Annotated in this window: 11 protein-coding genes and 1 pseudogene; 1 reads left to right on the forward strand and 11 read right to left on the reverse strand. The window is 41.5% G+C overall.

Annotated elements, in window-relative coordinates; genetic code table 11:
* Window positions 1-18 precede the first annotated feature (18 nt).
* The 11 genes and pseudogenes from ACYVD3_RS08675 to ACYVD3_RS08725 all read right to left on the reverse strand — a co-directional run bounded on the left by ACYVD3_RS08675 (window position 19) and on the right by ACYVD3_RS08725 (window position 12,557).
* Window positions 19-1,098, reverse strand: coding sequence for a sulfurtransferase (locus ACYVD3_RS08675; protein WP_460642117.1), 1,080 nt, complete (start codon window positions 1,096-1,098; stop codon window positions 19-21).
* Window positions 1,099-1,491: 393 nt separating this feature from the next.
* Window positions 1,492-1,980: a hypothetical protein gene (locus ACYVD3_RS08680; protein WP_460642118.1), complete on the reverse strand. Its 489-nt coding sequence runs from the start codon at window positions 1,978-1,980 to the stop codon at window positions 1,492-1,494.
* Window positions 1,981-2,436: 456 nt separating this feature from the next.
* A complete protein-coding gene (locus ACYVD3_RS08685) occupies window positions 2,437-3,978 on the reverse strand; it encodes a flotillin family protein (protein WP_460642119.1) in 1,542 nt (513 codons plus the stop codon).
* 875 nt (window positions 3,979-4,853) lie between these two features.
* On the reverse strand, window positions 4,854-5,111 hold the full coding sequence (locus tag ACYVD3_RS08690; RefSeq protein ID WP_460642120.1) for a hypothetical protein: 258 nt from the start codon (window positions 5,109-5,111) through the stop codon (window positions 4,854-4,856).
* 264 nt (window positions 5,112-5,375) lie between these two features.
* Window positions 5,376-5,585, reverse strand: coding sequence for a (2Fe-2S)-binding protein (locus ACYVD3_RS08695; RefSeq protein ID WP_460642121.1), 210 nt, complete (start codon window positions 5,583-5,585; stop codon window positions 5,376-5,378).
* Between the two features lie 566 nt (window positions 5,586-6,151).
* The gene (locus ACYVD3_RS08700; RefSeq protein WP_460642122.1) at window positions 6,152-7,435 is read right to left on the reverse strand and encodes a LysM peptidoglycan-binding domain-containing protein; all 1,284 of its coding nucleotides are present in this window, start codon (window positions 7,433-7,435) and stop codon (window positions 6,152-6,154) included.
* 349 nt (window positions 7,436-7,784) lie between these two features.
* Window positions 7,785-9,278 (reverse strand): annotated as a pseudogene (gene lysS, locus ACYVD3_RS08705) (lysine--tRNA ligase); the annotation flags it as partial.
* 117 nt (window positions 9,279-9,395) lie between these two features.
* Entirely contained in the window at window positions 9,396-9,878 is a 483-nt protein-coding gene (greA, locus tag ACYVD3_RS08710; RefSeq protein ID WP_460642123.1) for a transcription elongation factor GreA, read from the reverse strand.
* An 84-nt stretch (window positions 9,879-9,962) separates the two neighbouring features.
* Window positions 9,963-10,955 carry a tRNA dihydrouridine synthase DusB gene (gene dusB / locus ACYVD3_RS08715; RefSeq protein ID WP_460642124.1) on the reverse strand — a complete coding sequence of 331 codons (993 nt, stop codon included), beginning with the start codon at window positions 10,953-10,955 and terminating at the stop codon, window positions 9,963-9,965.
* A complete protein-coding gene (locus tag ACYVD3_RS08720) occupies window positions 10,952-11,308 on the reverse strand; it encodes a DUF6145 family protein (RefSeq protein ID WP_460642125.1) in 357 nt (118 codons plus the stop codon). Before ACYVD3_RS08720 ends, dusB begins: the two co-directional genes overlap by 4 nt.
* A 241-nt stretch (window positions 11,309-11,549) precedes the next feature.
* A complete protein-coding gene (locus ACYVD3_RS08725) occupies window positions 11,550-12,557 on the reverse strand; it encodes a LacI family DNA-binding transcriptional regulator (protein WP_460642126.1) in 1,008 nt (335 codons plus the stop codon).
* Between the two features lie 287 nt (window positions 12,558-12,844).
* Here ACYVD3_RS08725 and ACYVD3_RS08730 point away from each other — a divergent pair, with 287 nt between their 5' ends.
* Window positions 12,845-14,326, forward strand: coding sequence for a UxaA family hydrolase (locus ACYVD3_RS08730; RefSeq protein ID WP_460642127.1), 1,482 nt, complete (start codon window positions 12,845-12,847; stop codon window positions 14,324-14,326).
* The last annotated feature ends 172 nt before the right edge of the window (window positions 14,327-14,498 follow it).

The following is a 14,498-nucleotide window of genomic DNA, read 5'->3' on the forward strand; positions in this document are numbered from 1 at the left end:
GCTCATGTTATTTATTTTTTATTTTTTTGCTTTATCTGTGGAAAGAGTTCCCACTGTGGTATACTCACATTTACCGCTTTCAGGATCTCCCACCTGTACCGGAAGGCTGTCATCCATCTGCCACTGGTACCAGCCCCCATCATAAAGCTTTGCATTGGTATAGCCGTTTTCGTAGCAGATCAGGAATGGGACTGTGGCTCTCCATCCCGTACCGCAGTAAAATGCCAGTTCATTGTCAAGGGATGCTCCTGATTCTTTTAAATATCCTTCCACCACATCCACACCGACGGTTGTTCCGTCTTCCTTATTATAAGAGCCATCGTCCGTATCATGTCCCCAAATCGCGCCTTTTGGTTCTCCTGCCTTGTCAATATATCCGTATCCGCTGGTCTCTCCTGAAAACTCCGCCTTGCTTCTGATGCTCACTAATTTGAAGTTGCTGTCATTTTCAAGCTTTTCTTTTACATCATCAATGGAAATAATATATTCCGGATGTGCAGGAACTGTTGTTCCAAATCCCTTGTCCGCTGCTTTCGGCTTATTACTGCCTTTTTCCGTGGTGTATCCGGCCTTTGTCCATGCCTCAAATCCGCCATCTAAGCATTTTACATTTTCCACCCCTGCCCAGAGCAGCGTAAATGCAACTCTGTCGTCCGCAGAATTTACTCCATCGGCTCCGTAGCAGATTACGGTAGTATCCTTTGTGATTCCGTAATCAGCCATGAGCTTTTCTATTTCCTCCGGCGTGCGGATGTTCCAGTATTCATCCGATTCTATATAATCCGTATTCATATGGTATGCACCTTTGATATGTGCTTCCGTATATGCAGGATTATCTGCTTCCTCTCCCCATCCACATTCCAAAATCACATAATCAGAAGACTCTTCCTGATTCCCGTCAATTACGCTCTTCACCCATTCCGGCGATACGTACACCTTTTTTTTATCCACCGGATCAGCTTTTACATCAGACTTTTCTTCCTCCCCTGTCTTCTTTTCGCTGTCAGCAGATTTACTTTCAGACTTTGCAGCGCATCCTGTTATCAGTGACGCTGCCATAGTCAGACACAGCAATGCACCTAGTACCCTTTTTTTCATAATACGTCTTCTCCCAATATGTATATTTTTTTACTATATCTATCTATTATAGGGAGATACGGCTTTTGCGTCCAATTGATTTATTCAATAAGTAAGTGGTTATTAATAGATGTTATCTATATACTTTCCCCCTCTTTTCTCCCTTAAAAATATCTGATCTGGTTTTACAGGATTGGTTTTCAAGTTCTCTGGGTCTAAAACTAATATCATAAATTCATGATAAGAGCTATGTTTTTATCTTTAACCGCTGATCATAATAAATAAAAAATCCTGAACCCCTTTTTAATAAAGGATCACAGGACTTTCATTTTTAAACCAAAATTTATAATTATCTCAAAGAATTATTATCTGCAATCGTTTTAATGCGGCAGATACAGGATAAAGTTTTCCGCTTTAAAACGATTCTCCCATTTTCTTCATTAATTCCATCATTTCATTGATATAAGCATCATTCTCCTTTGCTCTATCATATATTTTACTTGATATTTCAGCATTCATAGACTCATCTCCAGCCACAATATTCTCTGCAAAAAATGAATGATTGTCCTGAATAACCAAGCCATAATCAATATTATCGTATGGCACAAGCTCCATCTGTAATACCTCTGATTCCGCTCCATGTATGTCCAATAATTTATCACCCACAGAAATGTTAGCAGCATTTTTCCAACCGGAAACCGTTAAGAAAGTCTGATCCACCGATGCGCATATCTCTTTATTCCCAGTTCTTATCATCATTACATAATTCTCCATCCCCGAAAGGGTGTCCACAAGGATACCGGGTGTTCCGTTTTGAGTTAATACCTGTTCGCCGGTCCATAGCTCCTTAATATATTTCATTGATCCGTCAGCCAAAGCTATTTTTGTATTTCCTGCTAACATAATGTCCCGCCTTTCCCATATCAATCATTTTAATAGTTTACAAACACCGGCTAACCCGTTCTCCGGTAAACAACCCTCAATAAAAGAAATATATTATTCCTACAATGCTCATGCATTCATTCTAAAACAATATTATCACAAACATCAGCTCTATTCAATAATATCTGGTATGGTATTAAAATTCAGTTTTTATAGCCGTGTGTATTTCATTATCCAATAAATATAAGATACTAAAATAAGCCCTTATACTCATAATACTATGAGCAAATGGGCTTATTTTTAATGTCCGTATTTATTATTTACGGCTATACCATAACTTTGAAAACCTTGATTTAAACCATCCTTACATTTTTGCTTATCCAATGACTTCATAGGCAAAACTTGCTTTTCCTGTCTTTCCCATCCCAAACCTATATGTTCTTAATAGACCCGTTACAAGCAAACAGACTCACCGGTTTATTCTTTCTCGGTTTTTGCCTCTTCCGCAATTTCTGTCGCCACTATTGCTTCTGTGGCATCTGTTGTTTTCACATTTTCTGGAATCCCGGTGATATTCAGGTTCTTCGTCACTTTTGCATCGTAAGTTTCTGCTCTCATAATTTCGGAGAGATCAACCCCCGTCGCTTCTTTCATTGATTCAAATAACTTAGCCATAACAACAGGAACATTTCCTGCAACAGAACCAATTCCATTATTGGCATCTCCATTTCCTCCGCCAATAATCGTTATTTTATCAATCTGGGACAAAGGTTCTGCAATCTTACCGGCAATTTCAGGGAGAGCTTTTATCATCATTTCCGCCATAGCAACCTTATTGTACTTTTGATAAGCTTCTGCTTTCTTTTCCATTGCTTCTGCTTCGGCTAACCCCTTTGCCTGAATTGCGGCGGCTTCAGCTTCACCCTTTGCCTTTATACCTTCTGCTTCCTGAAGCATTGAATATTTTTCTGCCTCGGCCTGAGCCTTCTTTGCTTCAGCATCCTTTTCTTGTTCATACTTCTTAGCTTCGGCTTCTCTCTGCCTTCTTGATAAATCTGCCGCAGCTTTCTGTTCAACAGCATACCGTTCTGCATCTGCTTTTTTATTGATTTCAGCTTCCAGGGTCTGCTGCATAACTGCAACTTCCTTGTTTTTCAGTTCGGCTTCTCTTTCTGCCCTGGCAATCTGGGCATTCACGGTAGCCGTCTGAATTGTTTTTTGCTGTTCCTGCTTCTGGATTTCATATGCAGCATCTGCTTGTGCTCTTTTCGCATCTGATATCTGTTGTAATTCAGCTTTTTTTATTTCAAGCTCATTATTCCTTATGGAAATTTCCGACTCAGCACTAACTCTTGCATCATTTGCCTCTCTGTCGGCCGCCGACTGTGCAATCGCAACCTCTTTATTGGCATTTGCTTTTGCAATAGCAGCATCTTTTTTTATCTGTGAAATATTATCAATACCCAAGTTATTAATAACGTCATTTTCATCACGGAAATTCTGAACATTAAAGCTTACTAACTCAATGCCCATCTTTTCCAGATCCGGAATTACATTTTCAGAAACCTTATTTACGAAAGTCTTTCTATCACCAATTAATTCACGTAATTTCATCGTACAGATAATTTCCCGGACGTTACCTTCCAAGACCTCTGATACAATTGAACCAATTTCTTCGGAGCCTTGGTTTAAGAAATTCTGAGCAGCCAAATCAATTGCTTCATCTTCTGTCTTAATTTTCACATTTACCGCTGCATCCACATAAATATTGATGCAGTCTTGTGTTGGCACAGGATCCTTTGTCACAATATCAAGAGGAATGAGTTTTAAATTCAGTTTATCCAGCCGCTCCAGAAACGGAATTTTAATTCCCGCACGCCCAATTAAAATTTTCTTCTTTAAACCGGAAATAATATATGCCGTATCCGGCGGGGCTTTTACATAACCTGAAGCAAGGATTCCTAAAATTACAATGGCTATAATAACGATTGGGGCTATACTCAATAATATCTTTAACATACTCTTTCTCCTTTTACTATTTTAATATACGCGATAATTATGTAGTAACTTACTCCTTATCCCAACAGCGGATAAATAGCGGGGATTCTTCCTACCACGAACGTGGCCGGTGTTCTCGCCTTAAGTGATTAAATACTCATATTTATACATATTACTTCCTCCTCAATTCTTCACTTGAAATCAATCCTTCAAGTTTATTTAAATTCATTCCATGCCATATAATCAAACGGCCTCTCCCACTTATAGGATATGACAGCTTATGCCACGTCATGAAAATATCAGTTTGGCAAATTGACTCCTTCTGCTTAAGTATATAAATACAACTGGTGGTTTACTTTAAAGTCGATTATATTTGCTTCGCATTTTATCACTCACATGGTAAAGTTTATTTCAAACATAAATAGTCTTCATGAATGGAATCCCCCTTACTCACTGACGGTCAGTATTAAGTTATCAATGAACAGTAACCCGGAAGTCCATTGTATGCAAAGTCAAATTGTCTGTCTCCCTTAAAGCATGACGTGATGATATCTCCATTTTACCACAACATCGCTTCTATATAAATGACATTCGCTGTTTTTACCGGCTTCAATATTTTTCTTTACTAAACAGAATATCTTTCTGTAGTTCTCAGACCACTGTGTATAAACTGACTTGACACTTTTAATCTTGTATGTTTTTTCTATGACAATGTAATTTGACACCTCCAATTGTTTAATTTAAGTTTTTACTATTATTACTACTACAAAAGGCATAGGAATATTCTTCCAATGCCCCTTTTACAGCTTATATCAATGTGCCAGCATACTTTATGGCAATGATATAACCTATCATAATCGTTTAACATCAATGGATCTTCCCATGAAAAACAATTATTATTTCAGAATGTATCTGTCGCCGAATCCCTTTTTCTCAATAATGCCATTAAGTCCTTTAGTACTTTTAATAGAATATCTGTTACCCTTTGAAAAGAAACCAGAAACATCTTCCAACTCAAAGTTTTCCCCTAAGAAATTTTTAGTCTTCAGTTTTCCAGTGAATGTTTCCGTCAGTTCTCCTAAATCCTCATCAATAAACCCATTCTCCCGGTAAAGATGTATCTTTGCTCCTTTTGACTTAAAATAAAATTCCACTATATTCTTCCTCTCCTTTTTTCCTTGGAACCATAATGGCCATGTTGTTTTGTCTGCAGCCTATTTTATTTATGGTACATTGCATAAATTAAACCTCATAATATGATAAAATATATCACAAACTTGTTATATTTTCAATTGTTGAAAATATCTATCCAAAATGTTAGGTCTAAAAAAAAGAGACCTTACATCTTTAGGTCTCTCAGGCCGCCGCCAGTCTATATGTTGATGGCTTTTTTATTCTATGAATAATAGCTATTCTGATTATTGCTCTTCTTTCCATTGATCCAGAATCTGCTGAATTTTGCCTCCACATCGTTTTCCTTTACAACTGCCATTGCCGGTATTCGTCATACTCCATACTTTCTCAACGGTATCTGCACCTTCTGAAATCGCTTTCTTTATTGTTTGTTTGGAAACTCCTTTGCAGATACATACCTTCGTTAATTTATCAATAATTTCCTGGTTGTCCATAATTAAATTTTTCCTTTCCTAATCAATAATTTCGCCGTTGAAGTTCCATCATGTTAATACCCGGCACCAGAGGATCAATAATGAATTCATTGTTGTTTCGTATTAATGTCACTCTTTATCTGTTTCCCTCTGAAAACAACAACCGGACAGGAAAATGGAAGTATCTGTCTATACTCCAATTCTTCAACGTTAACGGCTGATTTTATATTGAAATAGTAATTCAAGTTACACAAGATGTCAAGATGCCATTATCTTATGATCAGATATTATAATTCAGCCTTTTTCTTTATGATCAAGGCCATTCGTCCGTATACCGCCGCAGAATTTATCAGCTCATTTTGAATCTGCCCGTCTTTTAAAAAGCAATGCCTGCTCCGATTATGATTTTCATCAAACTAAAGTGTTCCCTAAAGTACAGAGCCATAGCCGGTTTTTCAACTCTATCAGGACCAATTTCTCACGGAAACCCTGAAAAATAAGCAAAAACAAAGGAATTGTACCATGTAAATACAATTCCTATGGAACAAATATTTATTCTATATGAAATACTTATGGGAAATACTCATTTAAAACTTTTCTATGTAATATTGAGTATTAATAACAAACCACATTTGGGCATCGAATCTCATAACGGTCCAAAAAGATAAGCCCTGGAGACCATAATCCTCTACCAGCCCAGCCCTTGCATCAAAGCTTCTTGCATCTTTAGTCCATACGATATGCAGAACCCCATCGCTATCCATATAGTAGAAGTAAGGTGACTGTGCTGCTTCATTAAATTGTATTGGTATATTGTTATCCGATGCAATTTGCACTGCACTATTATAGGTAATTACAGTAGCTTCTGTTGCACCGGGAACATAGGGAAGTGTCCAGTCATAACCTAGAGCGGTGATTCCCAGAAAAATCTTTTCAGGGGGAATAATACTAACCATGTAATCTAATAATTCCTTTAACATATCAACCGGAAAAATTGCGTTCGGATAGCTGGAAGACCTTGCCCAATCATAAGAAGAAAATATGATTCCATCTACAAATTCAGATAATTTTGAATAGTCTATTTTTTCAAAACTGATGCTGGGGGTGTCAATATTCGTAATCGGTGTTATGGTAATCATTATCTTGTAACCTTCTGAATGAAATATCTCAGAAGCTCTTTTCAAATATTCTGCAATGATATCGATGTTTTCATAAGTGATGTTTTCGGCATATATGTTTATACCGGAAAAACCTTTCGTTTTCACTGTGCGAAGCGCGTTATCAATAAGGCTTGCCTGCACAGAAGAATTATTTAAAATATTGTAGGTCACTTCACGGCTGACAATTCCCTCATCTGTCATAGTGGAAACAAACATCATGGGTGCAGCACCGTAAACTTTTGCAAGCTGAATAAGTTCCGTGTCGTCAGCGCTGGAGACAATTTCTCCCTCACTTGTAGCCCTATAATTGAATATGGTCAGATATGATAAAAAAGGAAGTGTTTTTATTAAAACAGATTTATCTATATAAGAAAAGACATAACCATTAGTGGCAATTGTTCTTGTTTTATTCGTTTGATAACTTATGACTATGATTTCACCGGGGTAGATAAATTGTCTATCGGAAAGATAGGGATTATTTCTTAATAATTCCATTGTTGAAACACCATGCTGCTCTGCAATACTCTCCAAAGTATCGCCGGACTGGATGGTGTAGAGTGTTTCCGGTTGAACAATCACGATGGTTTGGCCAATTGCTAAATTGTTAGGGTTTATAATTCCGTTTTCCAATATTAATCTGTCAGCAGGAATTTTGTAATACTCTGATATTGAAAATATGGTTTCACCAGGTTGAACAACGTGTATGGTCATGTTTTCTCTCAAATGATCTTATTAATTCTATTATATGCCAATCTTACCTGTTCATATTACTTCATCAAAATATATCTGCTATTTTTCCTATTACAAACCGGCTATGGATTCCTTGTTAAACAAGCTTTTTGAGCATATATCCACACACGGTCTGAGAAGCCTTTCGTAGTTACTTCACTTCTCATCCAAACTTATGTCAGTCAGTGTGTTTTCTTCACCCGATCAATTCAGGCACTAAAATAAGCCCATATACTCATATTTCTACAAGCATATGGACTTATAAGATGTCATACGATTCTATTTATGATAGCAATACGTACCAATGCTGTAAGATATTTTAAACGTCCTTGCTCTTCATCGTCGGGAACAACAACACATCCCTGATTGCATAAGAATCCGTAAGCAGCATAACAAACCTGTCAATTCCGATTCCAATACCGCCAGTGGGGGGCATACCGATCATAAGGGCATTTACAAAATCATCATCCATGGTATTGGCTTCATCGTCTCCCGCCGCAAGAAGTGCTTCCTGGGCCTTAAAACGCTCGATCTGATCCAGGGGATCATTTAACTCAGAATATGCATTTGCCATCTCACGCTTTGTAATGAACAGCTCGAAACGCTCCGTATAATCCGGATCATCAGGCTTTTTCTTGGTTAGAGGAGAGATTTCAACGGGATGGTCCATAATAAAGGTCGGCTGAACCAAATGCTCTTCTACAAATTCCTCAAAAAGCAAGCTTAAAATATCGCCCTTCTTATGGCGGGCCTCATACTCAACATGGCACTGGTCTGCCAGAGCCTTAGCTTCCTCATCCGTATGAATGGCGGTAAAATCAATGTCCTTATATTTCTTTAAAGCATCTACCATGGTAATGCGTTCAAATGGCTTTGATAAGTCAATTTCCACACCATCATAGTTCACCACTGCCGTTCCAAGGACCTTAAGGGCAACAGACCGGAATAAATTCTCAACCAGATCCATCATGCCGTGGTAATCAGTATAAGCCTGGTATAATTCCATCAGGGTGAATTCCGGGTTATGACGGGTATCCACGCCCTCATTTCGGAAAACCCGCCCGATTTCATAAACTCTTTCCAAGCCGCCTACGATCAGTCTCTTTAAATAAAGCTCAAGAGAAATGCGAAGCTTTACATCCTCATCAAGGGCGTTGTAATGAGTTTCAAAGGGTCTTGCCGCAGCGCCGCCTGCATTAGCGACCAGCATAGGCGTTTCCACCTCCATGAAGCCCTGAGCATCTAAATGGTCACGGATGGCCTTGATGATCTGGGAACGCTTTACAAAAGTATCCCTTACCTCAGGATTCATGATCAGATCCACATATCTCTGTCTGTAACGAATGTCCGTATTGGTCAGACCGTGGAACTTCTCCGGCAGGATCTGAAGGCTCTTGGTAAGCAGGAGAACGCTCTCGGCATGGATGGAAACCTCTCCCGTTTTTGTTGTAAACGCAATTCCCTTAATGCCTACAATATCACCGATATCCAGCTTCTTGAATTCCTTGTATTCCTCTTCTCCGATGCTGTCTCTGGCCACATAGGACTGAATATTGCCCTTTAAATCCTGTACATTACAGAAGGAAGCTTTCCCCATTACGCGCTTTGACATAAGGCGTCCTGCAATGGATACTTCCTTTCCTTCCCATTTTTCATATTGTTCCTTGATCTCACTGCTGTGTACGGTTGCATCGTACTTTGTAACTTTAAACGGATCCTTTCCCGCTTCCTGAAGCTCTGCCAGCTTTTCCCGGCGGACCTTCAGCAAATGGTTTAAGTCCTCTTCTATAACCTGATTCTGGTTTTGATTCTGCTGTTCTGCCACCTGTTTGCACTCCTTTGTGAACTGTATTAAGGAAGTCCGATTCGCCAGACGGCTCATCGAACGGCTTATTTTCCAGACTCAGCCTGCGCTGTGCCTGGCTCTGTAAAGAAAATTATATTAAGACACTCTCTGGATTTCCAGTACCTTATACTGGATCACTCCGGACTGTGTCTCTACGTCTACGACATCTCCCACTTGCCTGCCGACCAGTGCATGACCTACCGGGGATTCGTTGGAAATCTTATTCTGAAGGCTGTTTGCCTCTGTGGAACCCACGATTTTGAATTCCATCTCTTCGTCCTCATCAACATCGTAGACTTTCACCTTGCAGCCAATGTTAATCTTATCTAAATCTATCTCATCCTCAACCACTACTTCTGCATTTTTAAGGAGCTTCTCCAGCTCTTCGATACGCAGCTCAATGTCCCTCTGCTCATCCTTTGCAGCATCATATTCAGCGTTTTCAGATAAATCGCCTTGTTCTCTGGCTTCCTTGATCTTCTGGGCGACCTCTTTTCTTTTTACTACCTTTAAATTTTGAAGCTCATCCTCGTATCTTTTAAGACCTTCATAGGTTAAGATATTCTTCTTGTCTACCATGGTTTTGATTCCTCCTGGTTTCATACTCGCTCATTCGCATTCCAGATATTATAGCGTAAACATCTGGAAATGTCAAGAATACAACTATTCCTGATTCCATTTCTCTGATCGGAATTTTCCGATCCTTTCTTCCGCGAACCACTTTAACTCATCCATGGTTCCCACTTGGTTGATATCGTTTCTAAGCTTTGCGGAATGGGGAAGCCCGGCCGTATACCATGCCATATGCCCGCGCATCTCACGCATGGCCACTAACTCGCCTTTGTGCTCCGTCTCAAGGGCACCATGACGGATGATCATCTTACAGATCTCCTCTCTGTCCGGCCCCGGCAGCAGTTCTCCTGTTTCCAGATAATGAAGGGTCCTTGAAAAGATCCAGGGATTTCCCTTGGCTCCTCTGGCGATCATCACCCCGTCACAGCCGGTTTCGTCCATAAGAGCCTTTGCATCCTCCGGCTTAAATACATCGCCGTTACCGATGACAGGAATGGCCACAGCTTCCTTTACCTTCCTTATAATATTCCAGTCCGCTGTTCCCGAATAATACTGCTCCCTGGTCCTTCCGTGAACAGCCACTGCCGCCACTCCGCAGCTTTCCGCCATTTTGGCAAATTCCACTGCATTGCAGTCGTCTTCTGTAAAGCCCTTCCTGAATTTTACGGTCACAGGCTTTTTTACCGCCTTTACCATGGAAGTCAAGATGCGTTCCGCAAGCCTGATGTCCTTCATAAGTGCCGAACCTTCTCCGTTATTTACGATCTTGGGCATGGGACAGCCCATATTCACATCAAGAAATACATAAGGCCCATCTTCTACCTGGGCTGCAATATCCGCCATGATTTCCGGGTCAGAACCAAAAAGCTGAACGCTTACAGGACCCTCTTCAGGAGCCACCTCCAGCAGCTCTTTTGTGTTTCTGTTTTTATATAAAACGGCCTTGGCGCTGACCATCTCCGTGACTGCCATACCACAGCCCTGCTCCCTGCAAAGAAAACGAAATGGCAGGTCAGTAACTCCTGCCATAGGTGCCAGTATCAGGTTGTTGTCCAACGTCACATTTCCAATTCTAAGCTTCACGTATCTCTATCTCCGTCTTCCAATTCTTCTCCCAGATAAAACACCCGGTAATACATTTCCAGAGCTTCCAAAAGTTCCCTTTTTTCCTTCCGGTACTGCTTGATCTTCAGCACGCTTCCGATCTCATCAAACAGGTAATCCCCCTCTTCTGCCGTCACCTTAAATTCCAGGGTTCCGTCCTCGTCATATTCCAAAAAAAGGATTCCTCCTACGTCTTCTGTATAGAGCACGCACATGATCTGAAGCTCCTGCTTAACACTCTCCGGAAGACTTGAAAACTGCTGGTTAAAATAATATTTCTGCTCATAGGAATTGGCGCCGCAAAGCACCACATTGCCTCCATCATGCTCCATCGTTCCTGCCACCCCTCTTTCCTCACTATTGCCCATGTGCTTTGGGCAGGGCCCACCCCGCGTTACCGGGTGTAAAGGGATACCTGCAGGGTATTTCATTATTGCTGCCCACGCTTTTTGGGCAGAGCCCACCTCGTGTTACCGGATGGAGCCTGCCCTGCTCATAAAGGTATGCCCTTGAGTATTTCCATTGTTTTACTGACTTTATATTTTAGCATACACGAAAAGAAATGACAATAGGTCAAAAATCAGTTGTACACCGTTTTACCAGCCGGCAGGGAATCCGGTTGCTCCTGCTGACCTCCCCTTCTTCTCCCAGAAGGATCTTCATCATATTATCAACGGTAATGTTGCACAATTCCTCGGCCCTGTTGTCAATGGAAGAAAGCTCAGGATCGCTGCAGATCGACAAGGCAGAATTATTAAATCCTGTAATGCACAAATCTTCCGGAATCTTTAAAAGCTTTGCATTGGCATATTTAATCGCCCCTACGGCAAGACCGTCATCTGTGGCCACCACGCTGTCAAATCTCAAATCACGGCGCTCCAGAAGGATATCCCTTACCGTATGAATCCGGTTTTTTACATAAAGCTTTAAATCTCCCAGCACAGGAAGTCCATTGGCTTTTAAAGCATTTTCATAGCCAGCCAGCTTCTGAGTCGCACTGTAGGAGTGGGAGTCACAGAGAAACAGGATCCGCCGCCGCCCCGCTTCAATCATCTGGCTGGTTACATTGTAGGTTGCCTGATAATCATCTCCATAGGCACAGTATACATTTTCACTGTCCAAATATCCGTTGATCAGAAACACAGGAACCTGCTTTGCCGCCTCCCGGACATATTGTGTGTTCTTATCCGGTTCTCCTGTCCCGGCATAAGTGGAACCAACCATAATGAGGGCATCGATCCGTTTCGCAAGGAGAATGCTGACATATTTTTCCTTTACAGACTGTTCAAATCCGCTGCAGCACAAAATGCAGTCGTAACCGTGCTCATGCATACGGCTCTCTAAATGGGCTACCGCTGTAGCCATATAGGCATCAGACACATCCGGACATAAAATCCCGATGGTTTTCATGGAATCAAGCCCCAGGCCCCTGGCAAATACATTGGGGGTGTAGCCATTCTCTTCCATAATCGTCCTGACCTTTTGTTTTGTTCTCTCACTCACACGGGGGCTGTCGTTCACCACCCGAGACACGGTAGCGATGGAAACTCCTGCAAGCTGTGCAATATCATAAATGTTCATTCTGGTTGTCCCTTTGGCATCATCAAATTTCCATACAGAAAGTGAGGTAAGCGCTTACACTTTTCTTGATTCATTATACAGGATAACTTTCGGTAAAGCAACTGTTATCGTTAGATTTTATCCATGGAAAAATCATTTCGTTTTCTTAAGTTATTCCCTTAAATAAAAAGAAAAATCTCTTTTTTTCTTTCCCTATTGACGTCTGCACTAAAATAGTGTATGTTTTATGTAAGTACTTACATTACGTGTGTCAATTGAATTTGATACTAAGAAAGGAAAGGAAGCTTATGCAGGATTTTATCAAAATTCATTCCGGAGATAATGTTGCAGTTGCATTAAAGCCGCTTTCTTCCGGCACTGCCGCAGAGATCGGAGGAAATATTGTTACACTCCTGGAAGATATCCCACAGGGTCATAAATTTTCCCTTACCGATATACCTGCCGGCTCATCCGTCATCAAATACGGCTGTGCCATTGGCATGGCAAAGGAACAGATTAAGACAGGTGCCTGGATTCACACCCATAACTTAAAAACAGGTTTGGGGGATTTGCTGACTTATACTTACGAAAAGCAGGAAACAGCAGTTGCTCCCACGGCCGAACGTTCCTTTCAGGGTTACCGCAGGCCGGACGGAAAAGTGGGCGTACGCAATGAGATCTGGATCATTCCTACGGTTGGCTGTGTTAATAACATTGCCACAGCACTGGAACGCATGGCAAAGAAATACGTAGGCGGCACCATTGACGAAGTGGCCGCATTCCCCCATCCTTACGGCTGCTCCCAGATGGGTGATGACCAGGAATACACCAGGACCATTCTGGCTGATTTGATCAACCATCCCAACGCAGGCGGCGTTCTGATTCTGGGGCTTGGCTGTGAAAACAGCAACATTACCGAGCTGAAGCCATATATTGGCGACTATGATGAGCGCAGGGTAAAGTTCCTGGTAGCTCAGGAGTCTGAAGATGAAATGGCGGATGCCATGGAACTCATCGGTCAGCTTGCTGAATATGCAGGTACCTTCCACAGAGAGCCTGTAAGCTGCAGCCAACTTATCATCGGTATGAAATGCGGCGGTTCTGACGGTTTATCTGGAATTACGGCCAATCCCACAGTAGGGGCATTCTCCGATATGCTGGTTTCCAAAGGCGGAACCACCATTCTCACAGAGGTCCCTGAGATGTTCGGCGCGGAAACTCTTCTCATGAACCGCTGCCTGGATGAAGAAACCTTTGAAAAAACCGTTGATCTGATCAATGATTTCAAGAATTATTTTACCAGTTATAACCAGACCATATACGAAAACCCCTCCCCAGGCAACAAAAAGGGCGGCATCTCCACCCTGGAGGACAAATCCCTGGGCTGCGTCCAAAAATCCGGCAACGCTCCGGTCATGGACGTATTAAAATATGGGGAACCGGTACGTACCAGGGGCTTAAATCTCTTAAGCGCTCCGGGCAATGACTTGGTGGCCTCCACCGCACTGGCCGCTTCCGGCGCCCACATCGTCTTGTTTACCACAGGCCGGGGAACTCCATTTGCCTGTCCGGTGCCCACCATGAAGATTTCCACCAACACCGCTTTAAGCACAAAAAAGAATAACTGGATCGATTTTAACTGCGGCGTGTTGGTTGAGGATATTGATATGGATACCCTTAAAAATGAGTTCTTTGATTTTGTCATTGAGGTGGCTTCCGGAAAAAAGGTAAAATCCGAGGAAGCCGGCTTCCACGACATGGCTATCTTTAAGCAAGGTGTGACCTTATAATTTTCGTGAGCAATGAGCCGAATGAATATGTAAGCCATTTATTCAACGAATGCCGGGTCAACTAAGAAAAACTCGCAAAGCGTATTTTACTTAGTTTCGCTTATCAGCAGGAAAATAACCACCAGTACAGCCGGTATTTGTTTTCACCTGATAAGATCATGGTAAAACCTAG

This window comes from Lacrimispora brassicae (assembly GCF_054772055.1).